The sequence below is a fragment of the Pseudomonas sp. EggHat1 genome (assembly GCF_014892995.1).
Classification (GTDB): domain Bacteria; phylum Pseudomonadota; class Gammaproteobacteria; order Pseudomonadales; family Pseudomonadaceae; genus Aquipseudomonas; species Aquipseudomonas chaetocerotis.
The window spans coordinates 79523-104773 of record NZ_JACKQK010000012.1; the positions used below are offsets into that span (position 1 = coordinate 79523).

Annotated in this window: 28 protein-coding genes and 1 tRNA gene; 25 read left to right on the plus strand and 4 right to left on the minus strand. The window is 60.7% G+C overall.

All coding sequences use genetic code 11. From position 1 onward, the window contains the following. The first annotated feature begins 141 nt into the window (after positions 1 to 141). Together lptF and lptG are read left to right on the plus strand one after the other, a co-directional pair. Positions 142 to 1266: an LPS export ABC transporter permease LptF gene (gene lptF, locus INS93_RS18480; RefSeq protein ID WP_192984742.1), complete on the plus strand. Its 1125-nt coding sequence runs from the start codon at positions 142 to 144 to the stop codon at positions 1264 to 1266. After that, positions 1259 to 2323 carry an LPS export ABC transporter permease LptG gene (lptG, locus tag INS93_RS18485; RefSeq protein ID WP_160019830.1) on the plus strand — a complete coding sequence of 355 codons (1065 nt, stop codon included), beginning with the start codon at positions 1259 to 1261 and terminating at the stop codon, positions 2321 to 2323. The genes lptF and lptG overlap by 8 nt, the downstream gene beginning before the upstream one ends. A gap of 61 nt (positions 2324 to 2384) precedes the next feature. Here lptG and INS93_RS18490 read toward each other — a convergent pair whose 3' ends face one another. The 3 genes from INS93_RS18490 to INS93_RS18500 all read right to left on the minus strand — a co-directional run bounded on the left by INS93_RS18490 (position 2385) and on the right by INS93_RS18500 (position 3828). Further along, complete coding sequence (locus tag INS93_RS18490) at positions 2385 to 2882, minus strand: RDD family protein (protein WP_192984744.1); 498 nt, start codon at positions 2880 to 2882, stop codon at positions 2385 to 2387. A 312-nt stretch (positions 2883 to 3194) separates the two neighbouring features. Beyond that, a complete protein-coding gene (locus INS93_RS18495; RefSeq protein ID WP_003459665.1) occupies positions 3195 to 3407 on the minus strand; it encodes a cold-shock protein in 213 nt (70 codons plus the stop codon). A 336-nt stretch (positions 3408 to 3743) separates the two neighbouring features. Continuing rightward, positions 3744 to 3828 (minus strand) — tRNA-Leu (locus INS93_RS18500). Between the two features lie 205 nt (positions 3829 to 4033). Here INS93_RS18500 and INS93_RS18505 point away from each other — a divergent pair. The 7 genes from INS93_RS18505 to INS93_RS18535 all read left to right on the plus strand — a co-directional run bounded on the left by INS93_RS18505 (position 4034) and on the right by INS93_RS18535 (position 10918). Then, a complete protein-coding gene (locus INS93_RS18505) occupies positions 4034 to 4807 on the plus strand; it encodes a substrate-binding periplasmic protein (RefSeq protein ID WP_192984746.1) in 774 nt (257 codons plus the stop codon). A 35-nt stretch (positions 4808 to 4842) separates the two neighbouring features. Next, positions 4843 to 5886, plus strand: coding sequence for a tRNA preQ1(34) S-adenosylmethionine ribosyltransferase-isomerase QueA (queA, locus tag INS93_RS18510; RefSeq protein ID WP_192984748.1), 1044 nt, complete (start codon positions 4843 to 4845; stop codon positions 5884 to 5886). Positions 5887 to 5906: 20 nt separating this feature from the next. Beyond that, complete coding sequence (gene tgt, locus INS93_RS18515) at positions 5907 to 7022, plus strand: tRNA guanosine(34) transglycosylase Tgt (protein WP_192984837.1); 1116 nt, start codon at positions 5907 to 5909, stop codon at positions 7020 to 7022. A gap of 40 nt (positions 7023 to 7062) precedes the next feature. Next, entirely contained in the window at positions 7063 to 7392 is a 330-nt protein-coding gene (yajC, locus tag INS93_RS18520) for a preprotein translocase subunit YajC (RefSeq protein ID WP_160019827.1), read from the plus strand. Between the two features lie 69 nt (positions 7393 to 7461). Continuing rightward, entirely contained in the window at positions 7462 to 9330 is a 1869-nt protein-coding gene (gene secD, locus INS93_RS18525) for a protein translocase subunit SecD (RefSeq protein WP_192984750.1), read from the plus strand. Positions 9331 to 9339: 9 nt separating this feature from the next. Further along, positions 9340 to 10257 (plus strand): protein translocase subunit SecF, encoded by a 918-nt coding sequence (gene secF, locus INS93_RS18530; RefSeq protein ID WP_192984752.1) that lies wholly within the window; start codon positions 9340 to 9342, stop codon positions 10255 to 10257. 118 nt (positions 10258 to 10375) lie between these two features. Beyond that, positions 10376 to 10918, plus strand: a complete 543-nt coding sequence (locus INS93_RS18535; protein WP_192984754.1) for a glycine zipper 2TM domain-containing protein — start codon at positions 10376 to 10378, stop codon at positions 10916 to 10918. A 130-nt stretch (positions 10919 to 11048) separates the two neighbouring features. Here the strand turns inward: INS93_RS18535 and suhB are convergent, their stop codons facing one another. Continuing rightward, positions 11049 to 11864, minus strand: coding sequence for an inositol-phosphate phosphatase (gene suhB / locus INS93_RS18540; protein WP_192984756.1), 816 nt, complete (start codon positions 11862 to 11864; stop codon positions 11049 to 11051). A 145-nt stretch (positions 11865 to 12009) separates the two neighbouring features. Between suhB and trmJ the strand changes: the two genes are divergently transcribed. From trmJ to hisS, 16 genes are all read left to right on the plus strand, one after another. Continuing rightward, positions 12010 to 12789, plus strand: coding sequence for a tRNA (cytosine(32)/uridine(32)-2'-O)-methyltransferase TrmJ (gene trmJ / locus INS93_RS18545; RefSeq protein ID WP_178094771.1), 780 nt, complete (start codon positions 12010 to 12012; stop codon positions 12787 to 12789). After that, the gene (gene cysE / locus INS93_RS18550; protein WP_160019821.1) at positions 12782 to 13567 is read left to right on the plus strand and encodes a serine O-acetyltransferase; all 786 of its coding nucleotides are present in this window, start codon (positions 12782 to 12784) and stop codon (positions 13565 to 13567) included. The genes trmJ and cysE overlap by 8 nt, the downstream gene beginning before the upstream one ends. Positions 13568 to 13705: 138 nt before the next feature. Beyond that, the gene (gene iscR / locus INS93_RS18555; RefSeq protein ID WP_037001944.1) at positions 13706 to 14197 is read left to right on the plus strand and encodes a Fe-S cluster assembly transcriptional regulator IscR; all 492 of its coding nucleotides are present in this window, start codon (positions 13706 to 13708) and stop codon (positions 14195 to 14197) included. 30 nt (positions 14198 to 14227) lie between these two features. Then, positions 14228 to 15442 (plus strand): IscS subfamily cysteine desulfurase, encoded by a 1215-nt coding sequence (locus tag INS93_RS18560; protein WP_072426067.1) that lies wholly within the window; start codon positions 14228 to 14230, stop codon positions 15440 to 15442. Between the two features lie 74 nt (positions 15443 to 15516). Further along, the gene (iscU, locus tag INS93_RS18565; RefSeq protein ID WP_017362576.1) at positions 15517 to 15903 is read left to right on the plus strand and encodes a Fe-S cluster assembly scaffold IscU; all 387 of its coding nucleotides are present in this window, start codon (positions 15517 to 15519) and stop codon (positions 15901 to 15903) included. A 13-nt stretch (positions 15904 to 15916) separates the two neighbouring features. Next, complete coding sequence (iscA, locus tag INS93_RS18570; RefSeq protein WP_017675181.1) at positions 15917 to 16240, plus strand: iron-sulfur cluster assembly protein IscA; 324 nt, start codon at positions 15917 to 15919, stop codon at positions 16238 to 16240. 9 nt (positions 16241 to 16249) lie between these two features. After that, positions 16250 to 16771 carry a co-chaperone HscB gene (gene hscB / locus INS93_RS18575; RefSeq protein WP_192984758.1) on the plus strand — a complete coding sequence of 174 codons (522 nt, stop codon included), beginning with the start codon at positions 16250 to 16252 and terminating at the stop codon, positions 16769 to 16771. A gap of 45 nt (positions 16772 to 16816) precedes the next feature. Continuing rightward, positions 16817 to 18682 carry a Fe-S protein assembly chaperone HscA gene (gene hscA / locus INS93_RS18580; RefSeq protein WP_192984760.1) on the plus strand — a complete coding sequence of 622 codons (1866 nt, stop codon included), beginning with the start codon at positions 16817 to 16819 and terminating at the stop codon, positions 18680 to 18682. 3 nt (positions 18683 to 18685) lie between these two features. Next, entirely contained in the window at positions 18686 to 19027 is a 342-nt protein-coding gene (gene fdx, locus INS93_RS18585) for an ISC system 2Fe-2S type ferredoxin (RefSeq protein ID WP_037049601.1), read from the plus strand. Between the two features lie 112 nt (positions 19028 to 19139). After that, positions 19140 to 19340 (plus strand): Fe-S cluster assembly protein IscX, encoded by a 201-nt coding sequence (gene iscX, locus INS93_RS18590; RefSeq protein WP_160019817.1) that lies wholly within the window; start codon positions 19140 to 19142, stop codon positions 19338 to 19340. Between the two features lie 101 nt (positions 19341 to 19441). Continuing rightward, positions 19442 to 19873, plus strand: a complete 432-nt coding sequence (gene ndk / locus INS93_RS18595) for a nucleoside-diphosphate kinase (protein WP_072426064.1) — start codon at positions 19442 to 19444, stop codon at positions 19871 to 19873. A 26-nt stretch (positions 19874 to 19899) separates the two neighbouring features. Continuing rightward, positions 19900 to 21048: a 23S rRNA (adenine(2503)-C(2))-methyltransferase RlmN gene (rlmN, locus tag INS93_RS18600; RefSeq protein WP_160019816.1), complete on the plus strand. Its 1149-nt coding sequence runs from the start codon at positions 19900 to 19902 to the stop codon at positions 21046 to 21048. 13 nt (positions 21049 to 21061) lie between these two features. Further along, positions 21062 to 21823 (plus strand): type IV pilus biogenesis/stability protein PilW, encoded by a 762-nt coding sequence (gene pilW / locus INS93_RS18605; RefSeq protein ID WP_160019815.1) that lies wholly within the window; start codon positions 21062 to 21064, stop codon positions 21821 to 21823. Beyond that, positions 21820 to 22809, plus strand: a complete 990-nt coding sequence (locus tag INS93_RS18610; RefSeq protein WP_192984762.1) for a helix-turn-helix domain-containing protein — start codon at positions 21820 to 21822, stop codon at positions 22807 to 22809. Before pilW ends, INS93_RS18610 begins: the two co-directional genes overlap by 4 nt. A 3-nt stretch (positions 22810 to 22812) precedes the next feature. Further along, a complete protein-coding gene (gene ispG / locus INS93_RS18615) occupies positions 22813 to 23925 on the plus strand; it encodes a flavodoxin-dependent (E)-4-hydroxy-3-methylbut-2-enyl-diphosphate synthase (RefSeq protein ID WP_160019813.1) in 1113 nt (370 codons plus the stop codon). Between the two features lie 20 nt (positions 23926 to 23945). Next, positions 23946 to 25232 carry a histidine--tRNA ligase gene (hisS, locus tag INS93_RS18620; protein WP_160019812.1) on the plus strand — a complete coding sequence of 429 codons (1287 nt, stop codon included), beginning with the start codon at positions 23946 to 23948 and terminating at the stop codon, positions 25230 to 25232. Positions 25233 to 25251 lie beyond the last annotated feature (19 nt).

Sequence of the window (25251 nt, forward strand, 5' to 3'; positions counted from 1 at the left end):
TGAGCTGTCCCCAAGACAAAGAGTCGGGTTTGACGGATAATGGCCGCCATTTTTCGAGGGTCCACCCTGCGGTGGGCCGGCAAGTAGGTGCGGCTAGTGTGAGCGCTCGCGCCTGAGCCTGACAACCCTGGAGCGTCCGGTTTGATCGTCTTCCGTTATCTGTCCCGTGAAGTGCTGGTGACCCTTAGTGCGGTGAGTGCCGTGCTGCTGGTGATCATCATGAGCGGCCGTTTCATCAAATACCTGGCCCAGGCCGCGCAGGGCGTGCTCGATCCCGGCGTGCTGTTTCTGATCATGGGCTACCGGATTCCCGGCTTCCTGCAACTGATCCTGCCGCTTGGCCTGTTCCTCGGTTTCCTGCTGGCCTACGGTCGTCTGTATCTGGATAGCGAGATGACCGTGCTGTCAGCCACTGGCATCAGTCAGCAGCGCCTCACTGTCTACAGTATGGCGCCAGCGTTGATCGTCGCCCTGCTGGTGGGTTGGTTGAGCCTGGGCCTGGCGCCACAAGGTGTGGCCAGCGTGTCGCGCATCCTCAACGAGCAGGATGCCCTGACCGAGCTCGATACCCTGGTGCCGGGGCGTTTTCAGTCGCTACGCGATGGTTCACGGGTGACCTATTCGCAGGAGCTGTCGCCTGATCGCAGCGAGCTGCGTGGCGTATTCATGTCGGAGAAGCGCTTCTCCACCGATGGCACCTCGGAGCGTGGCATTACCGTGCTGGTGGCAGAGAGTGGCCGTCAGGAAATTCAGGAAGACGGCAGTCGCTATCTGATTCTGGAAAACGGCTATCGCTATGACGGCGAGCCGGGCGAGGCTGACTACCGCGCCATCCAGTACGACACTTATGGTGTATTGCTGCCCAAGCCCGAGGTCGCCATCGAAGCCAGCGAGCGCGAGGCGACGCCGACGCGTGAGCTGTTCGGCAGCGACGATCCACGCCTTCAGGCCGAGTTGCAATGGCGCCTGTCACTGCCCTTGCTGGTGTTCATCGTCACCCTGCTGGCCGTGCCGCTGTCGAAGGTCAACCCGCGCCAGGGCCGCTTCCTCAAGCTATTGCCGGCAATCTTTCTCTACATGGCTTACCTCGGCCTGCTGATTGCGGCACGTGGCGCGCTGGACAAGGGGCGTTTGCCCGAAGCGCTGGGATTGTGGTGGGTGCACGGCATCTTCCTCGCCATCGGCCTGTTGTTGCTGTATTGGGAGCGTCTGAGTCTGTGGTGGGCCAGTCGTCGTGCGCCGGTGTCGGAGGTGGCTCATGGCTAAATTGGATCGCTACATCGGTACCCAGGTGTTCTTTGCCATTCTGGCAGTGCTGGGCATCATTCTGGGCCTGGCACTGCTGTTCGCGTTCATCGACGAATTGGGCGATCTGAACAAGGGCGATTACGGTCTTGGTCAGGCGCTCTGGTACGTATTGCTGACCGCTCCGCGTCGCGCTTACGAAATGCTGCCGATGGCGGCGCTGATCGGCTGCCTGATCGGTCTCGGTTCGTTGGCCAGCAACAGTGAGCTGACCATCATGCGCGCGGCGGGTGTCTCCATCGGGCGCATCGTCTGGGCGGTGATGAAGCCCATGCTGGTACTGATGCTGGCCGGCATTCTGATCGGCGAATACGTCGCGCCGCTGACCGAAAACCAGGCGCAGGCGGATCGCGCCCTGGCTCAGGGGGGCGGTGCGGCGCAGAGCTCCAAGCGCGGCATGTGGCACCGCCAGGGGCAGGAATACGTACACATTAACGCCGTGCAGCCCAATGGCATTCTGCTGGGGGTGACGCGTTACCGCTTCGATGACGAACGCCGTCTGCTTTCGGCCAGTTTCGCTCGTCGTGCCGAGTACCGTGACAGCCACTGGATGCTGCGCAACGTGCAGACCACGCTGCTGCATGAAGATCGCTCCGAGGTGGTCAATCAGCCGGAAGAGCGTTGGGACATCGAGCTCAATCCGGAATTGCTCGGCACCGTGGTGATGGCGCCCGAGGCGCTGTCGGTGACCGGGCTATGGCAATACATCCACTACCTGGGTGAGCAGGGCCTGAACAATGCCCGCTACTGGCTGGCGTTCTGGACCAAGGTGCTGCAGCCGCTGGTGACCGGTGCGCTGGTGTTGATGGCGATTTCCTTCATCTTCGGCCCGCTGCGCTCGGTGACCCTGGGGCAGCGCGTATTCACCGGCGTTTTGGTGGGCTTCATCTTCCGTATCGCCCAGGATCTGCTGGGCCCTTCGAGCCTGGTATTCGGTTTCTCGCCGCTGCTGGCGGTGCTGGTGCCGGCTGGTATCTGTGCGCTGGCTGGTGTGTGGCTGTTGCGTCGGGCTGGCTGAGTCGAATCAGGGGCATGAAAAAGCCGGTTCAGTGAACCGGCTTTTTTGCATCTGCTCAGGGCTATTTCTTGTGAATATTCTTTGGCAGTTGCACCACACGACTATCGGAGTAGATATCGTGCCAGGTGCGTCCCTGCTTGTCCCACAACAACCAGAGGAACCCCAGACCAGCGAACAGCCAGGAGCCGATGGCGACCACGAAACGCAGCAGGGCCTGCCACAGATCGATTGCGCTGCCGTCGGCGTTCTGGATGCGCAGCCCCCAAGCCTGCATGCCCAGTGTCTGGCCATTGTGCGTCCAGAATTTGGCGAAGAAGGCGAACAGCGACAGCAGCACCAGGCTGGCAAGAATCGGATCATGATCCAGGGCGCCGGCTTCGGACATGGCCATCAGCGCATCGCCGCCGTGAATCAGGCGCAGAATGCCCTGCTGATAGATCAGGGTGACCACCATGATCAACGCCACGCAAAGCAGAAAATCATAGAAGAGGGCCGCCAGGCGACGAGTCAGCCCGGCAGTGGGGAAGTCTCCCTGCGGACGTAATTGGTGTTTCGGCATGATGGGCTCGCTGAGACGAAAGTGCGCGCCATTCTAACAGGCCGTTGAAAGACGTAGGCGAGGCAGCCAGTGCAAGGCAAAAACAGGCGAAAAAGCGGAGTTTACGAGTTGTAAATGAGCATTTTGAGCCTGTTTTTAACGCAGCAATGGCAGCGTAGGTAGTTTTTCAACAGCCTGCCAACCGCGACTTTGCGATCGATATAAAGAGGTGCGTGGGCTATCTGTAACCTGGCGCTGCGAAGGGCGGGTTACAGGAATGACAGGCAAAAAAAACCCCTGACGGATATCAGGGGTTCTTCAAAGCAGCGGCGATTAGCCCAGGACTTGAACCTGGTCAGCCTGCATGCCTTTTTGACCTTGCACAGCTACGAAGCTGACTTTCTGGCCTTCTTTCAGGCTCTTGAAGCCGTTACCTTCGATCGCGCGGAAGTGCACGAACAGATCCGGACCGCTTTCGGGAGTGATAAAACCAAAACCTTTCTCGTCGTTAAACCACTTGACGGTACCGTTCTGACGATTCGACATGTCTTTTTCCTTGAAACTAGAGTTGATGACAGCCTCCAAGTATAGAGGGCTGAGACTGGTTGCAAGGAGTAATAGAAGTCGAGCGGGATGTAGCGGATCTAGATGATCTGCTGCACCAGAGTCACGATTCACAGCGACCCATGCAAACAGTTGGTTCACTCTACGCTAACTTTTGCGCAATTGCCAACCCCCGCCAGCAAGGTCGCCGGCCAGGTTTTGCGGGGCTTGTCGAGGTGCCGAAAACGTTCATCGGCAACATGCTTGCAAGCATTGCCCAAGTTGTTCGCGCAGACACGAAAAAGCCCGCAAGACCAATGTCTTGCGGGCTTCTAATCGTGGTGCCCCGGGGGAGACTCGAACTCCCACTCCTTTCGAAAACGGATTTTGAATCCGCCGCGTCTACCGATTCCGCCACCGGGGCACAATGGCGGCGCAGTATAGGGATGCGCCTTGCGTCGGTCAATCGGCGTTGGTGCTGTGATTGACTGATCTACTAACGGCCTATGGTGTTGCTGGTGGCGTCCGGCTTTTATTGCGTGGTTACGGCTAGAATCGCAGGCTGTCATCAAGCGTGTCGAGTACGACGCATATAAATAGCCAGGGGCATTGCAAGGTTGGGAGGGGGAGTGATCAATATCTTGCGCAGAGCGCTTGTCGCCGGCCTGCTACTTGCGCCTGTTGTTCAGGCCCAGACCCTGACTTATGCCGTGACCGACGAGAGCTGGGCGCCTTACTGGATAGTCGAGGATCAGCGCGTCAGCGGCATCTTCCATGAACTCATGCTCGCGCTGGATGAGCGATTGCCTGAGCACCTGCAAGCCAGTCATCCGCTGCCGCCTCTGCGTACGCAGAAGCTTTTCCGTGATGGGCAAGTACAGATCGAATGCTGCGTGAGCAAAAGCTGGCGTAGCGATGGTGATCGGGGGCCGGTGTCGCTATGGACGGTGCCGGTGCTGGAAACCGAAGAAATGCTGATCTTCGCGCCAGGCAGACGTTTCCCCTACCAGCATCTGCAGGACTTGCGGGGGCGCTCGATCGCAACGGTGCGCGGTTATGGCTATGCCGGCAGTGAGTATTTTCAGCGCAACGATGGCGCCGATGTTCGAGCACTGATCTATCTGGTGGCGCAGGGGCGTAGCGAGGCCGGTATTCTGGATCGCCTGGAGTGGCGTTATCTGCAGCATGAAGACGCGCAGTTGCAGGCACCCCGTTGGCAGGTAGAGGAAGGCCCTACGATCAATCGCTCTCAGCTGCGCTTGCGCCTGCATCAACAGTTGGCCGGACGGCTCGAGGTATTCAATGCCGCCATTCGTTCTCTGCAGGCCGATGGCACCTTGGCGCGCATCGTCGCCAGATATGCGCCTAAGGCTCACGTGGTCGGGCAAGTGGAAATCCGGTAAGCTTTGCCACCCTGCAGAAATACCCCCTCCGAATCATGCGTGTTGCCGATTTTCACTTCGATCTTCCCGAGTCGCTGATCGCCCGTCATCCGCTGGCCGAGCGTCGTGCCAGTCGCCTGTTGCAGCTCGATGGCCCTAGCGGCGAGCTGCGCCACGGCCAGTTCACCGATGTGCTGGAACAACTGCGTCCTGGTGATCTCATGGTGTTCAACAACACCCGGGTGATTCCGGCGCGTCTGTTCGGTCAGAAGGCCTCCGGTGGCAAGCTGGAGGTGCTGGTGGAACGTGTGCTCGATCAGTATCGCGTGCTGGCCCACGTGCGCTCGAGCAAGTCGCCCAAGCCCGGTTCGCAGATTCTCATCGACGGTGGCGGCGAGGCCGAGATGGTCGCGCGTCGCGATGCGCTGTTCGAGTTGCGTTTCGCCGAGCCGGTGCTGCCGCTGCTGGAGCGCGTCGGGCACATGCCGCTGCCTCCTTATATAGACCGGCCGGATGACGAGGCGGACCGTGAGCGCTATCAGACCGTCTATGCGCAGAAGGCGGGTGCCGTAGCGGCTCCGACTGCGGGTCTGCACTTCGATGACGAGCTACTGGCGGCGATCCGCGCCAAGGGTGTGGACACCGCGTTCGTGACGCTTCATGTCGGTGCTGGCACCTTCCAGCCAGTGCGGGTCGAGCGTATCGAAGATCACCATATGCACAGCGAGTGGCTGGAGGTCGGTCAGGATGTGGTCGATGCCGTGGCGGCTTGTCGCGAACGTGGTGGGCGGGTGGTCGCCGTTGGCACCACCAGCGTGCGTTCGCTGGAAACCGCCGCGCGCGACGGTGAGTTGAAGCCCTTCAGCGGTGACACCGACATCTTTATCTATCCGGGGCGTCCGTTCCATGTGGTCGATGCTCTGGTGACCAATTTCCACCTGCCCGAGTCGACCCTGCTGATGCTGGTGTCGGCCTTCGCCGGTTATCCCGAAACCATGGCCGCCTACCGCGAAGCCGTGGCGCAGGGTTATCGCTTCTTCAGTTACGGTGATGCGATGTTCATCACCCGCAATCCCGCCGCGCGCGGGCCCGAGGTTTGAGTATGTCGCGCACCTGTCGCATGTCCTTCGAGTTGCTGGCCACCGACGGCAAGGCCCGTCGTGGTCGCCTGACCTTTCCGCGTGGCGTGGTGGAGACCCCGGCCTTCATGCCGGTGGGCACCTATGGCACGGTCAAGGGCATGCTGCCGCGCGACGTCGAGGACATCGGCGCGCAGATCATCCTCGGCAACACGTTCCACCTGTGGCTGCGTCCAGGCATGGAGGTGATCAAGAAACATGGCGACCTGCATGACTTCATGCAGTGGCAAGGGCCGATCCTCACCGACTCCGGCGGCTTCCAGGTGTTCAGCCTGGGAGCGATGCGCAAGATCAAGGAAGAGGGCGTGTACTTCGCCTCGCCGGTCGATGGCGCCAAGGTCTTCATGGGGCCGGAAGAGTCGATGCAGGTGCAGCGTGACCTGGGTTCGGACATCGTGATGATCTTCGACGAATGCACGCCGTACCCGGCCGAATTCGACGTGGCCAAGCGTTCGATGGAACTGTCGCTGCGGTGGGCCAAGCGCTCGAAGGCCGCGCACGGTGAGAGCAGCGCAGCGCTGTTTGGTATCGTCCAGGGCGGCATGCATGAAGAGCTGCGCATGCGCTCGCTCGAAGGGCTTTGCGAGATCGGCTTCGATGGCCTGGCCATTGGCGGGCTGTCGGTGGGGGAGCCGAAGGAAGAGATGATCCGTGTGCTGGATTTCCTGCCGCCGCACATGCCGGCCGACAAGCCGCGCTATCTGATGGGCGTAGGCAAGCCGGAAGATCTGGTCGAGGGCGTGCGCCGTGGCGTGGACATGTTCGACTGCGTGATGCCCACGCGCAATGCGCGCAACGGCCACCTGTTCGTCGATACCGGCGTGGTGAAGATTCGCAACGCGGTGCATAAACACGATGATTCGCCGCTGGATCCGACCTGCGACTGTTACACCTGCAAACATTTCTCGCGCGCTTATCTGCACCATCTGGACAAGTGCGGCGAAATGCTCGGTAGCATGCTCAATACCATCCATAACTTGCGGCATTATCAGCGGGTTATGGCTGGTTTGCGCGAGGCTATCGGACAGGGTACATTGGCCGCCTTCGTCGAAACCTTCTATGCCAAGCGCGGTCTGCCTGTGCCGCCGCTTGACTGATTCCCGAACGATTCAAGATCTTTTCCATTAGGAGTGTTACATGAGCTTTTTCATCCCTGCCGCTTACGCTGACACTGCGGCTGCTGGCCCTGCCGGCAGCGGTTTCGAGTGGGTCTTCCTGATCGGCTTCCTGGTCATCTTCTATCTGATGATCTGGCGTCCGCAGGCCAAGCGCGCCAAGGAACACAAGAACCTGCTCGGCAACCTGCAGAAGGGCGACGAAGTGGTCACCAGCGGTGGTATCGCTGGCAAGGTCTCCAAGGTTGCCGATGATTTCGTGGTGATCGAGGTGTCTGACACCGTCGAGCTGAAATTCCAGAAGCAGGCCATCGCTGCCACTCTGCCCAAGGGCACGCTGAAAGCCATCTGATTCGGTTCTCGGTTTTTCCATTCCACGGGGCGCTTATAGCGCCCCGCGTCTTAAACGGGCGGCCCGTTCATGCTCAATAAATATCCTCTGTGGAAGTACCTGCTGATTTTGTCCGTTCTGGCAATCGGCCTGGTGTACTCCATTCCCAACCTTTATCCAGACGATCCTGCCGTGCAGATCAGTGGCGCCAGTTCGGCGCTGAGCATCGAGCAGGCGGATGTAGACCGTGCCAGCAAAGCACTGCAGGACGCCGGCATTTCCGTCAAGGCGGCCAGCATCGATGAGCGTGGCCGTGGCGGTCTGATTCGTCTGATCAAGCAGGATGACCAGTTGCCGGCGAAGGACATCGTCCGTCGTGCTCTGGGCGATGATTACGTCGTGGCGCTGAACCTGGCGCAAACCACCCCCGATTGGCTGCGTAACCTGGGTGCGAGCCCTATGAAGCTCGGCCTGGACCTGTCCGGCGGTGTGCACTTCCTGCTGGAAGTCGACATGGACAAGGCGCTGGATGTGCGCCGCAAGGTCTATGAAGGTGAAATCAAGAGCCTGCTGCGCAAGGAGCGCATTCGCTACCGCAGCATGCCGGAAAGCAACCAGCGCATTCAGCTCGGCTTTGCCGACAGTGACGCGCTGGAAAAGGCCCAGCGCCTGATCCGCAAGGATTACAGCGATTTCGAACTGACTACCATCGAGCGCAATGGTCAGCAGGTCCTGCAGTTGGGCCTGACTCAAGCGAAGATCGCCGAGATTCGCGAATACTCGATTCGCCAGAACCTCACCACTGTCCGCAATCGCGTCAACGAGCTGGGTGTGGCCGAGCCGCTGGTGCAGCGCCAGGGCGCCAACCGCATCGTGGTGGAACTGCCGGGCGTGCAGGACACTGCCGAGGCCAAGCGTATTCTCGGCAAGACCGCCAACCTGGAGTTTCGTCTGCAGGCTGACCTCGATGCCCCGCGTGGCGCGACCGAATCCTTCGGCTTTCGCGAGGAAGGTCGTCCGCCGGTCCAGTTGGAGCGTGAGCTGATCATCACCGGTGACCAGGTGACCGACGCCCAGGCCAGTTTCGACGAGAATGGTCGTCCACAGGTGAACATTCGCCTCGACGGCCACGGCGGCGATCTGATGAATCGTGCCACGCGCAACAATGTCGGCCGCAGCATGGCGGTGATCTTCATCGAGCAGAAGCCGGTCACCCGCTACGTGCGCCAGAACATCGATGGCGTCGAGCAGGAAGTTGCCGTTTCTTCGTTCGTCGAAGAGAAGAAGATCATCAGCCTGGCGACCATTCAGTCTGCGCTGGGTAGCCAATTCCGCATCACCGGTCTGAACGGCCAGGGCGAGTCGTCCGAGCTTGCGCTGCTGCTGCGCGCTGGTGGCCTGGCGGCACCGATGTACTTCGCTGAAGAGCGCACCATCGGTCCGAGCCTGGGTGCCGAGAACATTGCCAAGGGTATCGCTTCCACCGAGTGGGCGATGATCTTCGTGGCTATCTTCATCATCGCCATTTATCGCTTCTTCGGTGTGCTGGCGACCGTTGCCCTGGCATTCAACCTGGTGCTGCTGGTCGGTCTGATGTCGGCGATCGGTGCGACCCTGACCCTGCCGGGTATCGCCGGTATCGTGCTGACCCTGGGTATGGCGGTTGACGCCAACGTGCTGATTTTCTCGCGGATACGCGAGGAGCTGGCCAATGGACTGCCGGTGCAGCGTGCCCTGCACGAGGGCTTCGATCGTGCCTATTCGGCGATTCTGGACAGTAACCTGACTACCTTGCTGGTGGGCGGCATTCTGTTCGCCATGGGGACCGGTCCGGTGAAGGGATTCGCGGTGACGATGTCGCTGGGCATCATTACGTCGATGTTCACCGCCATCATGTTCACCCGTGGCATGGTCAACCTGATCTTCGGTGGCCGTAACTTCAAGAAGCTGTGGATCTGAGGTGCAGCCATGATCAAGTCAACCATTCGTTTCATGGCGATCCGCAATATCGCCTTCTCCATTACGGTCGTGCTGACGCTGATCGGTCTCGGCGCGCTGTTTTCCAAGGGGCTGAATTTCGGCCTGGATTTCACCGGTGGCACCCTGATTGAACTGCAGTATGAGCAGCCGGCCAACCTCGACCTGATCAAGACCGAGCTGGGCCAGGCAGGTTATGCCGACGCCGTGGTGCAGAGCTTCGGCGCCAGTACCGATGTGCTGGTGCGTCTGGCTGGCGATTCCCCTGACCTGGGCAATGAAGTCGCGGCTGCGCTGCGCAAGGTCGACGAGGCTGCGCGCTTCGAGGTCAAGCGCGTCGAGTTCGTCGGCCCGCAGGTGGGTGAGGAACTGCGTGACCAGGGCGGTATCGCCATGCTTCTGGCGCTGGGCGGGATCATGCTCTACCTGGCTTTCCGCTTTCAGTGGAAGTTCGGTGTCGGTGCGATCGCATCCCTGGTGCACGACGTGGTGATCACCCTGGGTGTGCTGGCGTTCTTCCAGATTCCCTTCGATCTGACGGTGCTGGCGGCGGTCCTGGCGATGATCGGTTACTCGCTCAACGACACCATCATCATCTACGACCGGATTCGCGAGAATTTCCGCGTGTTGCGCAAGACCTCGCTGATCGAGAACATCGACGTGTCGATCACCCAGACTCTGCTGCGTACCATCGCCACCTCGCTGTCCACTGCGCTGGCGCTGCTGGCGTTGCTGTTCTTCGGTGGTGACGTGCTGGCAGCCTTCGCCCTGACCTTGCTGGTCGGCGTGGTGGTGGGGACCTACTCCTCGGTCTACATCGGTGCCACGGTGCTGGTGTGGCTGAAGCTCAGCGTGGAGGACCTGATTCCTCCTGTGGCCGAGGCCGAGGCAGACGACGGTCGTCCATGATGTTGTGACGGGCTTCATGAAAGTCAGCGAAAGCCGCGGCAAGTCGAACTTGTCGCGGCTTTTTGCTGTCCTAGGCAGGGAGAAGGGCGCGAGTCGCCGAGCCTAGGAGACACAAGAAATGAATAAATCACTGTTGGTAGGTGCCGTGCTGGGTGCTGTGGGTGTGACCGCTGGTGGTGCTGTCGCCACTTACAGCCTGGTTGATCGCGGCCCGGATTATGCCGAGGTGCTGGCTGTAACCCCGATCAATGAAACCGTGAAAACCCCGCGGGAAGTGTGCAAGGACGTGACGGTCACTCGTCAGCGTCCGGTGCAGGATCAGCACCAGATTGCCGGCACCGCTATCGGCGCCATCGCGGGCGGTCTGCTGGGTAATCAGGTCGGCGGTGGTACTGGCAAGAAGATCGCCACCGTTGCTGGTGCGGTCGGCGGCGGTTACGCCGGCAACAAGATTCAGGAAGGCATGCAGCAGCGTGACACCTATACGACCACCGAAACCCGCTGCAATACCGTGACTGACACCAGTGAGAAGCTGGTGGGCTATGACGTGAAGTATCAGTTGGACGAGAAGGTCGGTACCGTGCGCATGGATCGTGATCCGGGCAGCCGCATTCCGGTCAATGATCAGGGTGAGCTGGTGCTGGTGCAGCAGGCTCAGTAAGAATCTAAAGCAAAAAAACGCCCCTCGGGGCGTTTTTTTGTGGCCTGCCATCCTTGGCGGCCACCCTACGGGCCGTCGCTGCGCGACGTCAAAAATCGCTCCGGGCGATTTTTTATTGCTCGATGGAAACTCAGCGCTTCATTGACGGTGCCAGGTGCGGCTGGATCGCGGTCAGTACGGCCTTGAAGCACTTGGTGTTGCCGGCAACGATCTGGCCTTTCTCGAGGAACTCGTGGCTGCCGCTGAAATCGCTGACCAGGCCGCCTGCTTCCTGAATCAGCAGGGCGCCAGCTGCCATGTCCCACTCGGACAGGCCGAATTCCCAGAAGGCGTCGTAGCGGCCGGCTGCGACATAAGCCAGGTCCAGGCTGGCGGCACCGGCACGGCGTACGCCGGCGGTCTGGCCGACCAGGCTGCGGAACATGCCCAGGTAGTTCTCGAGGTTGTCCAGCTGCTCGTTGCGGAACGGGAAGCCAGTGCCCAGCAGTGCGCCGTCCAGGCTCTTGCGGTTGCTCACGCGCAGGCGGCGACCGTTGAGAGCAGCGCCACGGCCACGGCTGGCGGTGAATTCTTCTTGGCGAACCGGGTCGAGAACGATGGCATGCTCGAGGCGACCCCGGTATTTGCAGGCGATGCTGATGGCGAAGTGCGGAACGCCACGGATGAAGTTGGTGGTACCGTCCAGCGGGTCGATGATCCACTGATAGTCAGCGCCGTCGCCACTGCCTTCCAGGGCGCCACCTTCTTCCCCCAGGAAGCTGTGGGTCGGGTAGGCCTTGCGAATGGCCTGGACGATCATCAGCTCGGCAGCCTTGTCGACCTCGGTGACGTAATCGTTGGCATCCTTCTCGTCTACCGAGATGACATCCAGGCGCTCGATGGAGCGAAAGATCATTTCACCGGCGCTGCGAGCGGCGCGCAGGGCGATATTCAGCATGGGCTGCATGGGAGGTTCACCTGGGGCGTTAAAGAAAGCCGGCCATGTTAGCAGAAAACCGTTGTCGTTGAAGCGCCGTCTGTACGTTGCATGGCATTAATCGGAGGGCTTGGGTAAGATCGTTGCCCCCTGAAGATTTCTGAGAGTGTCTGCGTTGCTGGACAATATTCGCGTGGTTTTGGTGGGCACCAGTCATCCGGGCAACATCGGCGGCGCGGCGCGGGCGATGAAGAACATGGGTCTGTCGCGCCTGGTGCTGGTCGAGCCGGAGGATTTTCCCAGTGGCGACGCTGTGGCGCGCGCGTCCGGCGCGACCGATGTGCTGGATGCTGCTCAGGTCGTCGGTAGTCTTGAAGAGGCGCTGGTCGGTTGCAGTCTGGTGATTGGCACCAGTGCTCGCGATCGGCGCATTCCCTGGCCGCTGCTGGATCCGCGCGAGTGCGGCGTGACCAGTTGCGAGCAGGCCGCTGCTGGCGGCGAAGTGGCGTTGGTGTTCGGTCGTGAATATGCCGGCTTGACCAACGAGGAGCTGCAGCGATGTCAATATCACGTGCATATCCCGTCCAATCCCGAGTTCAGTTCGCTGAATCTGGCGGCGGCGGTGCAGGTGCTGGCCTACGAGGTTCGTATGGCGTGGCTCACGGCGCAGAATCTGCCGACCAAGGTAGAGAAGCTGGAAGCCACTGCGATGCTCAACACTCAGGCAGCGACGGCAGATGAGCTGGAGTCCTTCTACGGTCATCTGCGGCGCGTACTGGTGATGATCGGGTTCCTCGATCCGCAGAAGCCGCGGCACCTGATGACGCGCCTGCGTCGCCTTTATGGGCGCAGTGCGGTGAGCAAGCTGGAGATGAATATCCTGCGCGGCATCCTTACCGAGACAGAGAAGGCCGTGCGTGGAGAGCCTCACAAGCAGGGGAAGTCTGATGTTTGAGCGTATTCGAGAAGATATCCAAAGTGTTTTCCATCGTGATCCGGCAGCGCGCAATGCCTTCGAGGTGGTGACCTGCTATCCGGGTCTGCATGCGGTCTGGTTGCATCGTGTGGCGCATGCTCTGTGGCGTTCGGGTTGGAAGTGGCTGGCGCGCGTGGTGTCCAACTTCGGGCGCTGGATGACCGGTATCGAAATCCATCCGGGTGCCAAGATCGGGCGGCGCTTCTTCATCGATCACGGCATGGGTATCGTGATTGGCGAGACCGCCGAGATCGGTAATGACGTCACGCTCTATCAGGGTGTGACGCTGGGCGGTACCAGCTGGAACAAGGGCAAGCGCCATCCAACCCTGGAGGACGGTGTCGTGGTTGGCGCTGGGGCCAAGGTGCTGGGGCCGTTCACGGTCGGTGCGGGTGCCAAGATCGGTTCCAACGCGGTGGTGACCAAAGCCGTGCCGGCTGGGGCGACTGCAGTTGGCATTCCCGGCAAGATCATCGTCAAGTCCGATGACGAGCAGGAGGCCAAGCGTCAGGCCATGGCCGAGAAGATCGGTTTTGATGCCTATGGCGTCGGTCAGGACATGCCCGACCCGGTGGCGCGCGCCATCGGCCAGTTGCTCGATCATCTGCATGCTGTCGATGGTCGCCTGGAGGGTGTGTGCAAGGCGTTGACGGCCCTGGGTAGCGACTATTGCGCCAAGGATTTGCCTACCTTGCGCGACGAGGACTTCGCCGATGTGTGCAAGGATCAGCAGCAGAGTGACAAGCCTGCTGCCTGATGCGCGCAGAGGCGGCATTTGCTATCATGCCGCCTCTTTTTGCGGTCAATCCTGAGTAAATCAATCGGTCTTATAGTTGACTTAAATACTCGGAAATTGCATACTTCGCCGCAATTCAGTGATTCGTGGTAGAGAGCCATGCGACTGACCACCAAAGGCCGTTACGCCGTTACCGCCATGCTAGATCTGGCGCTGCACGCACAGCACGGTCCCGTTTCCCTGGCCGATATATCCGAGCGGCAGGGCATTTCCCTGTCTTATCTCGAGCAACTGTTCGCCAAGCTGCGCCGTGGCAGTCTGGTTTCCAGTGTTCGCGGGCCGGGCGGCGGCTATCAGCTTTCGCGTGACATGCGCGGCATTCAGGTGGCTCAGGTGATCGATGCGGTCAACGAGTCGGTCGATGCCACGCGTTGCCAGGGGCAGGGTGATTGCCACTCTGGCGACACCTGTCTGACCCATCACCTGTGGTGCGATCTCAGTCAGCAGATTCATGAGTTCCTCAGTGGCATCAGCTTGGCCGATCTGGTCGCGCGCCGTGAGGTTCAAGAGGTCGCGTTGCGCCAGGATCAGCGCCGCTGCAATGGCAGGACGCCGCGCCTGGATAAGATTGAAGCGTCTGCCATCGAGTGAGCAGGGCGTTTGCCTGATAGGAGAAACCCAATGAAATTGCCCATTTACCTCGATTATTCCGCCACCACGCCGGTAGATCCGCGTGTTGCGCAGAAGATGAGTGAATGCCTGCTGGTCGACGGCAACTTCGGCAACCCGGCCTCGCGCTCCCACGTCTTTGGTTGGAAGGCTGAAGAGGCTGTAGAAAACTCTCGTCGCCAGGTCGCCGAGCTGGTCAATGCCGACCCGCGCGAGATCGTCTGGACCAGCGGGGCTACCGAGTCCAACAACCTGGCTATCAAGGGTGTAGCGCACTTCTACACCAGCAAGGGCAAGCACATCATCACTTCGAAGATCGAGCACAAAGCGGTGCTGGACACCACTCGCCAGCTCGAGCGCGAGGGTTTCGAAGTGACCTATCTGGAACCCGGTGAAGATGGCCTGATCACGCCGGCCATGATCGAAGCTGCGCTGCGTGAGGACACCGTGCTGGTGTCGGTCATGCACGTCAACAACGAAATCGGCACCATCAACGACATCGCTGCCATCGGCGAGCTGACCCGCTCGCGTGGCGTGCTGCTGCATGTCGATGCGGCACAGTCCACTGGCAAGGTCGAAATCGATCTGGAGAAGATGAAGGTCGATCTGATGTCCTTCTCCGCGCACAAGACCTACGGCCCCAAGGGCGTCGGTGCTCTTTACGTGCGACGCAAGCCGCGTGTGCGCCTGGAAGCGCAGACTCACGGTGGCGGCCACGAGCGCGGTATGCGCTCGGGTACCCTGGCCACTCACCAGTGCGTCGGTATGGGTGAAGCATTCCGTATCGCCAAGGAAGAAATGGCTGCAGAGAATCAGCGTATCGCAGCTCTGCGAGATCGTTTCTACCGCCAGCTGGAAGACATGGAAGAGCTGTACGTGAATGGCAGCCTGACTGCTCGCGTGCCGCACAACCTCAACCTGAGTTTCAACTATGTCGAGGGTGAGTCGCTGATCATGGCGCTCAAGGATCTCGCCGTATCGTCCGGTTCGGCGTGCACCTCGGCTTCCCTGGAGCCGTCCTACGTGCTGCGTGCCCTGGGCCGCAATGATGAACTGGCGCATAGCTCGATTCGCTTCACCTTCGGTCGTTTCACCACCGAAGAAGAGGTCGACTACGCCGCTGCCAAGGTCCGTGAGGCCGTGGACAAGCTGCGTGAACTGTCGCCCCTGTGGGATATGTTCAAAGAAGGTGTCGACATTTCCTCCGTGGAATGGGCAGCACACTAAAAGCTGCCGAGGCGGATCGCTTGGTTTCCAACGGTTCGCCGGAGAGCGGCACCTGATGAGAGAGGAAGTACAACATGGCTTACAGTGACAAGGTCATCGACCACTACGAAAACCCGCGTAACGTCGGCAAGCTGAACGCCGAAGATCCTGACGTCGGCACCGGCATGGTCGGCGCGCCGGCCTGCGGCGACGTGATGCGCCTGCAGATCAAGGTCAGCGAGAGTGGCGTTATCGAAGACGCCAAGTTCAAGACCTATGGTTGCGGCTCGGCTATTGCCTCCAGTTCCCTCGCGACCGAGTGGATGAAGGGCAAGACCCTGGATGAGGCCGAGAGCATCAAGAACACCCAGCTCGCCGAAGAACTGGCACTGCCGCCAGTGAAAATCCACTGCTCTGTACTTGCTGAAGATGCCATCAAGGCCGCTGTGCGCGACTACAAGCAGAAGAAAGGCTTGCTCTGATACGAGGTTTGTAATGGCCATCACCATGTCTGAAGCAGCTGCCCGCCACGTGCAACGCTCTCTTGAAGGGCGCGGCAAGGGTGAGGGTATTCGCCTCGGTGTGCGCACTACCGGTTGCTCCGGCCTGGCCTACGTGCTCGAGTTCGTTGATGAGCTGGCGGCAGAGGATCAGGTATTCGAGAGCCATGGCGTCAAGGTGATCATCGATCCCAAGAGCCTGGTCTATCTCGATGGCACCGAACTGGACTTCGTCAAGGAAGGCCTCAACGAGGGCTTCAAGTTCATCAACCCCAACGTGCGCGGCGAATGCGGTTGCGGCGAAAGCTTCAACGTTTGAGGCGCTCGCGTGGGTAATCCTTGTCATTTCGCCCTGTTCGACCTGCAGCCGAGCTTTCGCCTCGATATGGAGCAGCTGGCTGCTCGCTACCGTGAGCTGGCGCGTCAGGTTCATCCTGATCGTTTCGCCGATGCCGGCGAGCGTGAGCAGCGCCTTGCGCTCGAGCGCTCGGCCTGCCTCAACGAGGCTTATCAGGTTCTGAAAACACCGTCCCAGCGCGCGCGCTACCTGCTTGCAATGCGCGGCCCTGAGCTGCCGCTGGAAGTGACGGTGCAGGACCCTGACTTCCTCCTGCAACAAATGCAGCTGCGTGAAGAGTTGGAAGAGTTGCAGGATGACGCCGATGTCGCTGGTGTTGCAGCCTTCAAGCGTCGCCTGAAAACGGCGCAAGAGCATCTCAATGAGCGCTTCGCTGCATGCTGGGATGACGAGGCTCGCCGTGAAGAGGCCGAGCGCCTGATGCGCCGCATGCAGTTCCTCGACAAGCTCTCCCATGAAGTGCGCCAGTTAGAAGAGCGCCTCGACGATTAACCTGTAGGTTGCCACGGCAGCCTGCCTGATGACTTCAAGAAGACCATGGCCTTATTGCAGATCGCCGAGCCCGGGCAGAGCCCGCAACCGCACCAGCGTCGTCTGGCAGTGGGGATTGACCTGGGTACCACCAACTCGCTGGTTGCCGCTGTGCGTAGCGGCCTGGCCGAGCCCCTGGCTGACGATGATGGCAAGGTCATCCTGCCGTCTGCCGTGCGTTACCACGCTGGAAGCATCGAGGTCGGCGAGTCGGCCAAGTTGGCCGCCGCCAGCGATCCGCTCAATACCGTGCTGTCGGTCAAGCGCCTGATGGGGCGCGGAATCGCCGACGTGCATCAGCTCGGCGAGCAGATGCCCTACCGCTTTGCGGCAGGCGAGTCGCACATGCCTTTCATCGAGACGGTGCAGGGGGCGAAGAGCCCGGTCGAGGTGTCGGCGGAAATTCTCAAGACCCTGCGCTTGCGCGCAGAGCAAACCTTGGGCGGTGAACTGGTCGGGGCTGTGATTACCGTTCCGGCTTATTTTGATGACGCTCAGCGTCAGGCCACCAAGGACGCTGCGCGCCTGGCCGGTCTGACCGTGCTGCGTCTGCTCAACGAGCCTACTGCCGCTGCAGTCGCATATGGACTGGATCAGAAGGCCGAAGGCGTGGTTGCCATCTATGACTTGGGCGGCGGCACGTTCGATATTTCCATCCTGCGCCTGACCGGCGGCGTGTTCGAGGTGCTGGCTACCGGCGGCGACAGCGCGTTGGGTGGTGACGATTTCGATCATGCCGTGGCTGACTGGATAATCCAGCAGGCCGGCATTTCCAGTGATCTCGATCCGGCGACCCAGCGCAGTCTGCTGCAGGCCGCCTGTGTGGCCAAAGAAGGGCTGACGGATGCCGATAGCGTCGAGCTGAATCACGGTGATTGGCGTGGTTCGCTGTCACGCACGCAGTTCGAGGCGCTGATCGAGCCGATGGTGGCGCGCAGTCTCAAGGCTTGTCGTCGCGCCGTGCGTGATTCCGGTGTTGAACTGGAAGAGGTGGGTGCTGTGGTCATGGTCGGTGGCTCCACCCGCGTGCCGCGTGTGCGTGAGGCTGTCGGCGAACTGTTCGGTCGTGCGCCGCTGACCAACATCGACCCGGATCAGGTGGTGGCCATTGGTGCTGCAATCCAGGCCGATGCCCTGGCCGGCAATCAGCGTGACGACGGCGAGGAGTTGCTGCTGCTGGACGTGATCCCCCTGTCGCTCGGCCTGGAAACCATGGGCGGGCTGATGGAGAAGGTGATCCCGCGCAACACCACCATCCCGGTGGCGCGTGCGCAGGAATTCACGACCTACAAGGATGGCCAGACGGCCATGATGATTCATGTGCTGCAGGGCGAGCGCGAGCTGATCGCCGATTGCCGATCCCTGGCGCGTTTCGAATTGCGCGGCATTCCGCCGATGGTGGCAGGGGCGGCGAAGATTCGCGTGACCTTCCAGGTCGATGCGGACGGTCTGCTCAGCGTTGCCGCGCGGGAGCTGGCTTCCGGCGTCGAGGCGAGCATTCAGGTCAAGCCGTCCTACGGCCTGACCGATGGCGAAATTGCACGCATGCTGCAAGACTCCTTCCAGAATGCTGGAGGCGACAAGGCCGCCCGGGCGCTGCGTGAGCAGCAAGTCGATGGTCAGCGTCTGATCGAGGCGGTCGAAGCGGCGCTGCAGGCCGATGGCGAGCGCTTGCTGGATGCCGAGGAGCGCGAGGTCATCGAGCTGCAGGTGCAGGAATTGCGCGACCTGCTTGCGGGCAGCGATGGTCTGGCGATCGAGCGGCAGACCAAGCGGCTGTCGCAGGTCACTGACGCCTTCGCGGCCCGCCGCCTGGATTCGACGGTAAAAGCTGCGCTGGCCGGGCGCAATCTGAATGAGATCGAGGAATAATTGATGCCGCAGGTAATTTTTCTGCCTCACGAGCGATTTTGCCCGGATGGTCTGGTGGTAGAGGCTGAGCCTGGAGTTTCCATCCTCGAGTTGGCGCACGAGCACCATATCGAGATGGAAAGCGCCTGCGGTGGCGTGTGTGCCTGCACCACCTGTCACTGCATCGTGCGCGAAGGTTTCGACTCGCTGAACGAGGCCGACGAGCTGGAAGAGGACTATCTGGACAAGGCCTGGGGGCTCGAGGCTCAGTCGCGCCTGGCCTGTCAGGCCATCGTTGGTGAGGAAGATCTCACCGTCGAGATTCCCAAGTATTCGCTCAATCACGCAGCTGAAGCGCCGCACTGACGGGCATGGCCGAGTCCCTCATCCGGCGCTTCGCGCCACCTTCTCCCGAGGGGAGAAGGGCTCAGGGGAAGGTGTCGCTACGCGACTTTCACGTTAACCAGGAAGCATCATCATGAGTCTGAAATGGGTCGATGTACTGGATATCGCCATCGAGTTGAGCGAGCAGAAGCCGGATGTCGATCCGCGCTACGTCAACTTCGTCGATCTGCACCGCTGGGTCTTGGAGTTGCCTGAGTTCTCCGATGACCCGCAGCGTGGGGGAGAGAAGGTGCTGGAGGCGATACAGGCCGCCTGGATCGAAGAACTCGATTGAAACAGGCGCTTACGGCGCCCGCCCTACGCTTTTAACCGGAACCCGCGTATAATTCGCGGGTTTAATTTTTCGCTTTAACCCTAAAGTTTCTGGAGCTTCACATGGCTGTTCAACGTACTTTCTCCATCATCAAGCCTGACGCCGTTGCCAAGAACGTCATCGGTGAGATCACCACCCGTTTCGAAAAAGCTGGTCTGCGCGTCGTCGCTTCGAAGATGGTGCAACTGTCCGAGCGTGAAGCCGCTGGTTTCTACGCTGAGCACAGCGAGCGCGGCTTCTTCAAGGACCTGGTCGCCTTCATGACCTCCGGTCCGGTCATCGTTCAGGTTCTGGAAGGTGAAGATGCCGTTCTGAAAAACCGCGAGCTGATGGGTGCTACCAACCCGAAAGAAGCTGCTGCCGGCACCATCCGTGCTGACTTCGCCGTTTCCATCGACGAAAACGCTGTTCACGGTTCGGATTCCGAAGCCTCTGCTGCTCGCGAGATCGCTTACTTCTTCTCCGCTACCGAGCTGTGCGCGCGCATTCGCTGATTGGCGAATGAAGCGAGGGTGAAGCCATGACCAATACCACCGGCAAGATCAACCTGCTGGGCCTGACCCAGCCGGAAATGGAACAGTTCTTCGAGTCTATCGGCGAGAAGCGCTTTCGTGCCGGCCAGGTAATGAAGTGGATTCATCACTTTGGCGTCGATGATTTCGCCGCCATGACCAATGTCGGCAAGGTCTTGCGCGAAAAGCTCGAGGCCTCTGCCGAGATTCGTGGCCCGGAAGTGGTCAGCGAAAATATTTCCGCCGATGGCACGCGCAAGTGGGTAGTGCGGGTGGCGTCGGGTAGCTGTGTGGAGACCGTGTATATCCCGCAGAACGGCCGTGGCACCCTGTGTGTCTCGTCGCAGGCCGGCTGCGCCCTGGATTGCAGCTTCTGCTCCACCGGCAAACAAGGCTTCAATAGCGACCTGACCAGCGCCGAGATCATTGGCCAGGTATGGATCGCCAACAAATCCTTTGGCAGCGTGCCGGCCAAGGTCGACCGTGCCATCACCAACGTGGTGATGATGGGCATGGGCGAGCCGCTGCTGAACTTTGATAACGTCGTCTCAGCCATGCAGATCATGATGGACGACCTTGGCTACGGTATTTCCAAGCGCAAGGTCACCTTGTCCACGTCCGGCGTGGTGCCGATGATCGACAAGCTGGCTGAAGTCATCGACGTGTCCCTGGCCCTGTCGCTGCACGCGCCCAACGACGAGTTGCGTAACCAACTGGTGCCGATCAACAAGAAGTACCCGCTGGAAGTGCTCTTGGCCGCCTGCAAGCGTTATGTCGCCAAGCTTGGCGAGAAGCGTGTGCTGACCATCGAGTACACCCTGCTCAAGGGGGTCAACGATCAGCCCGAGCACGCTGAGCAGATGATCGCACTTCTGGCCGATGTACCTTGCAAGATCAACCTGATTCCGTTTAATCCCTTCCCCTTCTCGGGGTACGAGCGGCCGAGCAATAACGCCATTCGCCGCTTCCAGGACCTGTTGCACAAGGCTGGCCATAACGTCACGGTACGTACTACCCGTGGTGACGATATCGATGCTGCCTGTGGCCAGTTGGTTGGTCAGGTCATGGACCGTACTCGGCGCAGCGAGCGCTACATCGCCGTGCGCCAGTTGGGCAACGAGGCGCAAGAGCCTCATGCTGCCACCAATCGAAATTGAAGAGAGGATATCTATGACCCTGCGCCCAGCGCTGTTATTGCTCGTTGTCAGTCTGCTTGCTGGTTGTGTGACCACGGGCGATGTCGACCCCATGCGTACGGCGAAAGGGCGTGACGAGGCACGTAATGCCTATGTGCAACTGGGTCTTGCCTATATCCAGCAGGGCGATACCCAGCGCGCCAAGGTGCCGCTGAAGAATGCCCTCGATCTGGATTCGTCCAGTGCCGATGCGCATGCCGCCCTGGCCCTGGCCTTCCAGCTGGAGATGGAACCGAAGCTGGCCGATGAGCATTTTCGCAAGGCTCTGTCCCAGCGGCCGAATGATGCCCGCCTGCTCAACAATTACGGTGGCTTCCTGTTCGAGCAGAAGCGCTACAAGGAGGCCATGAACACTTACCTCAAGGCCGCAGAGGACAACCTCTATCCAGAGCGCTCGCGGGTGTTCGAGAACCTGGGTATGACTGCTGCGCAACTCGGCCAGCGCGAGCAGGCCAAAGAATACCTCCAGCGCGCCTTGCGCCTGAGCAGCAGACAGCCGCGCGCATTGCTGGAAATGGCGGTGATGTCCTACGAGGACAAGGAATATGTACCGGCACGTCGTTACTACGACAGCTACAGCGAAATAGCGCCACAGAATGCGCGCAGCCTGCTGCTAGGCGCACGCTTGGCCAACGTATTCGAGGACCGTGACACGGCCGCCAGCCTGGGTCTGCAGTTGCGCCGCCTGTATCCGGCCTCTCAGGAATATCAGCAATTTGTTTCGGGGCAACAATGAAAGCGGCACATAGCGAAGTGACTCAGCCGATGCCGACCAACCCAGGCGAAAGCCTGCGTCAGGCCCGGGAGGTCAAGGGTTGGAGCGTTGCCGAAGTGGCGACTCAGCTCAACCTCACCCCGCAGCGCCTTGCCCAGATCGAAGCCGGAGCGTTCGACAAACTGCCGGGTACCACCTTCGCCCGTGGTTACATCCGCGCCTATGCCAAGCTTCTCGAGATGGACCAGAACCGGCTGGTGCTGGAGTTCGATCAGTTCACGGGGACCGATGCCACTGGCAGCAGCGTGCACGCTCTTGGCCGCATCGAAGAGCCCGTTCGTTATTCGCAGAGCATCCTGCGTTTAGTGAGTTTTCTGCTGCTGCTGGCATTGATCGGCGCGGGTTTTCTCTGGTGGCAGGATCAGGGCCGTCCGGTGGCCAGCCTGGCTGATCTGGGGCTCGAGCATGTGGAAGTGGAGGGTGCCGACGGTACCACTCAGGTGCACTCGCTTGCCGAGCCGGAAGACCAGGCGGTAATCGCTGCTCAGGGTGGCGAGCAGGGCACCCCACTGCTGCTACCGGAGGCGCCAGGCGAAACACCAGAAGAGATCGTTGCCGCAGAACCGCCTGCTCCTGCTGTCGAAGCCAGCACCACGGAAAGCGCACCAGAAGCTCCTGCTGCCCCTGTGGCGAGCGCGCCGGCAGTCGTTGCTACGCCGTCTGCGTCTGTTGCCGAACCGGCAGCACCTGTAGCCGTTGCTGCCGGGCAGGGAGCGCTCTACGTGCAGTTCACCGCCGATTGCTGGACTCAGGTTACCGATGCCGATGGCAAGGTCCTGCTCAGTGCACTCAAACGCAGTGGTGAGCGCGTCGAACTCGCCGGCAAGGCACCTCTGGAGCTGCGCCTGGGCTTTGCCCGTGGCGCCCAAGTGACCTACAACGGCGAAAGCGTGGACATTGCGCCGCACATGACTGGCGAAACCGCGCGCCTGAAATTGGGGTTGTAAAGCATGCATTGCGAATCACCGATCAAGCGCCGACTGTCGCGCAAGATCTGGGTTGGCTCGGTACCAGTGGGCGGCGATGCGCCGATCGCGGTGCAGAGTATGACCAACACCGACACCAACGATGTGGCAGCTACCGTGGCGCAGATTCAGCGCCTGGAAGATGCCGGCGCCGATATCGTGCGCGTTTCGGTGCCGGATATGGACGCCGCCGAAGCCTTCGGCCTGATCAAGCAGCAGGTGCGTGTACCGCTGGTGGCCGATATTCACTTCGACTACCAGATCGCGCTGCGCGTGGCTGAACTGGGCGTTGACTGCCTGCGTATCAACCCCGGCAACATCGGCCGTGAAGATCGCGTCAGAGCGGTGGTCGAGGCAGCCCGTGACAAGGGCATCCCGATCCGTATCGGCGTCAATGCCGGCTCACTGGAAAAGGATCTGCAGAAGAAGTACGGCGAGCCGACTCCCGAAGCATTGGTCGAGTCCGCGCTGCGCCATGTCGAGCACCTCGATCGTCTCAATTTTCCGGACTTCAAGGTCAGTGTGAAGGCATCGGATGTGTTCATGGCCGTTGAGGCCTATCGCCTGCTGGCCAAGCAGATCGAGCAACCGCTGCACCTGGGCATCACCGAAGCCGGCGGGCTGCGCTCCGGTACTGTAAAGTCCGCCGTCGGCCTGGGCATGCTGCTGGCCGACGGAATTGGCGATACCATCCGCATCTCGCTGGCCGCCGACCCGGTGGAAGAGATCAAGGTCGGTTTCGACATTCTCAAGTCTTTGCGCTTGCGTTCGCGAGGCATCAACTTCATCGCCTGCCCGAGTTGCTCACGGCAGAACTTCGATGTGGTCAAGACCATGAACGAGCTGGAGGCCCGCGTCGAAGATCTGCTGGTGCCGCTGGATGTGGCCGTGATCGGCTGCGTGGTCAATGGTCCCGGTGAAGCCAAGGAGGCGCACATCGGCCTCACTGGCGGTAGCCCGAACAACCTGGTCTACATCGACGGCAAGCCGGCCTCGAAGTTGACCAATGAAAATCTGGTGGACGAGCTGGAGAAGCTCATTCGCGACAAGGCAGCCGAAAAGGTTGCCGCCGATGCCGCCGTGATCGTGCGCGGCTGATCCGTGCGTAAGGAATACAATTGAGCAAGTCCCTGCAAGCCATTCGTGGCATGAACGACATCCTGCCGGAGCAGACGCCTGCCTGGCGCTACCTGGAAAATACTCTGGTCAGCCTGCTCGATGGCTATGGCTACAAGGAAATCCGCCTGCCCATCGTCGAGTACACCGAGCTGTTCGCTCGTGGTATCGGCGAGGGTACCGACGTGGTCGACAAGGAGATGTACACCTTCCTCGACCGCAACGAAGAATCCCTGACCTTGCGTCCCGAGGGCACTGCCGGTTGCGTACGCGCCGTGCTCGAGCATGGTCTGTCCGGTGGTGGCCAGGTGCAGAAGCTCTGGTACGCCGGCCCCATGTTCCGTTACGAGAAGCCGCAGAAAGGCCGCTATCGCCAGTTCCATCAGGTGGGCGTGGAAGCCTTCAACCTGCCTGGACCGGACGTCGATGCCGAGCTGATCGTGCTCACCTGGCGCCTGTGGAAGCAGCTCGGCCTGGCCGATGCCGTGACCCTGCAGCTCAACAGCCTGGGCTCCAGCGAGGCGCGTGCGGCTTATCGCGATGCACTGGTGGCCTACCTGCAGGAGCGTTTCGATCAGCTCGACGAAGACAGCCAGCGCCGTCTGACCACCAATCCGTTGCGCATCCTCGACAGCAAGAACGAGGCGACCCAAGCCGCGCTGGTTGGCGCGCCGACACTGGGTGACTACCTCGATGAGGAGTCGCGCCTGCACTTCGAGGGCGTCAAGGCGCGCCTGGATGCGGCTGGCATTCGCTACCAGATCAACCACAAGCTGGTGCGTGGCCTGGATTACTACAATCGCACCGTGTTCGAGTGGGTCACCGACAAGCTCGGCGCCCAGGGCACGGTGTGTGCCGGCGGCCGTTACGATGGCCTGGTGGCGCAACTGGGCGGCAAGGCTACACCGGGTGTTGGTTTCGCCATGGGCGTCGAGCGCCTGGTGCTGCTGCTCGATACCCTGCAACTGCTGCCGGCCGAGCTCAACCGTGCCGCCGATGTCTACGTCTGCGCCTTCGGCGAGGCGGCTGAGCTGGCGGCGCTGACGCTGGTCGAGCGTCTGCGCGACGAGTTGCCGGGGCTGCGCCTGTTGCTCAACTCCGGTGGTGGCAGTTTCAAGAGCCAGTTCAAGAAGGCCGACAAGAGCGGCGCACGCTATGCGCTGATTCTGGGGGACGACGAATTGGCAGGGCGCGTGGTAGGTTGCAAACCGCTGCGCGACGACAGTGAACAACAAAGTGTTGCCTGGGATGCTCTGGCTGAGCATCTGGCTGCCTGCCAGCAGGCCTGAGCAGGCTCTCGATTAGGAG

Excerpts from the sequence above, each read along its gene's own strand:
- hscA (WP_192984760.1), top strand. The coding sequence starts at position 16,817 with ATGGCCTTATTGCAGATCGCCGAGCCCGGGCAGAGCCCGCAACCGCAC.
- INS93_RS18495 (WP_003459665.1), bottom strand. The coding sequence starts at position 3,407 with ATGTCGAATCGTCAGAACGGTACCGTCAAGTGGTTTAACGACGAGAAA.
- tgt (WP_192984837.1), top strand. The coding sequence starts at position 5,907 with ATGTCCTTCGAGTTGCTGGCCACCGACGGCAAGGCCCGTCGTGGTCGC.
- cysE (WP_160019821.1), top strand. The coding sequence starts at position 12,782 with ATGTTTGAGCGTATTCGAGAAGATATCCAAAGTGTTTTCCATCGTGAT.
- rlmN (WP_160019816.1), top strand. The coding sequence starts at position 19,900 with ATGACCAATACCACCGGCAAGATCAACCTGCTGGGCCTGACCCAGCCG.
- lptG (WP_160019830.1), top strand. The coding sequence starts at position 1,259 with ATGGCTAAATTGGATCGCTACATCGGTACCCAGGTGTTCTTTGCCATT.
- fdx (WP_037049601.1), top strand. The coding sequence starts at position 18,686 with ATGCCGCAGGTAATTTTTCTGCCTCACGAGCGATTTTGCCCGGATGGT.
- queA (WP_192984748.1), top strand. The coding sequence starts at position 4,843 with ATGCGTGTTGCCGATTTTCACTTCGATCTTCCCGAGTCGCTGATCGCC.
- yajC (WP_160019827.1), top strand. The coding sequence starts at position 7,063 with ATGAGCTTTTTCATCCCTGCCGCTTACGCTGACACTGCGGCTGCTGGC.
- secF (WP_192984752.1), top strand. The coding sequence starts at position 9,340 with ATGATCAAGTCAACCATTCGTTTCATGGCGATCCGCAATATCGCCTTC.
- INS93_RS18560 (WP_072426067.1), top strand. The coding sequence starts at position 14,228 with ATGAAATTGCCCATTTACCTCGATTATTCCGCCACCACGCCGGTAGAT.
- ndk (WP_072426064.1), top strand. The coding sequence starts at position 19,442 with ATGGCTGTTCAACGTACTTTCTCCATCATCAAGCCTGACGCCGTTGCC.
- pilW (WP_160019815.1), top strand. The coding sequence starts at position 21,062 with ATGACCCTGCGCCCAGCGCTGTTATTGCTCGTTGTCAGTCTGCTTGCT.
- iscU (WP_017362576.1), top strand. The coding sequence starts at position 15,517 with ATGGCTTACAGTGACAAGGTCATCGACCACTACGAAAACCCGCGTAAC.
- iscR (WP_037001944.1), top strand. The coding sequence starts at position 13,706 with ATGCGACTGACCACCAAAGGCCGTTACGCCGTTACCGCCATGCTAGAT.
- iscA (WP_017675181.1), top strand. The coding sequence starts at position 15,917 with ATGGCCATCACCATGTCTGAAGCAGCTGCCCGCCACGTGCAACGCTCT.
- INS93_RS18490 (WP_192984744.1), bottom strand. The coding sequence starts at position 2,882 with ATGCCGAAACACCAATTACGTCCGCAGGGAGACTTCCCCACTGCCGGG.
- suhB (WP_192984756.1), bottom strand. The coding sequence starts at position 11,864 with ATGCAGCCCATGCTGAATATCGCCCTGCGCGCCGCTCGCAGCGCCGGT.
- INS93_RS18610 (WP_192984762.1), top strand. The coding sequence starts at position 21,820 with ATGAAAGCGGCACATAGCGAAGTGACTCAGCCGATGCCGACCAACCCA.
- ispG (WP_160019813.1), top strand. The coding sequence starts at position 22,813 with ATGCATTGCGAATCACCGATCAAGCGCCGACTGTCGCGCAAGATCTGG.
- secD (WP_192984750.1), top strand. The coding sequence starts at position 7,462 with ATGCTCAATAAATATCCTCTGTGGAAGTACCTGCTGATTTTGTCCGTT.
- INS93_RS18535 (WP_192984754.1), top strand. The coding sequence starts at position 10,376 with ATGAATAAATCACTGTTGGTAGGTGCCGTGCTGGGTGCTGTGGGTGTG.
- iscX (WP_160019817.1), top strand. The coding sequence starts at position 19,140 with ATGAGTCTGAAATGGGTCGATGTACTGGATATCGCCATCGAGTTGAGC.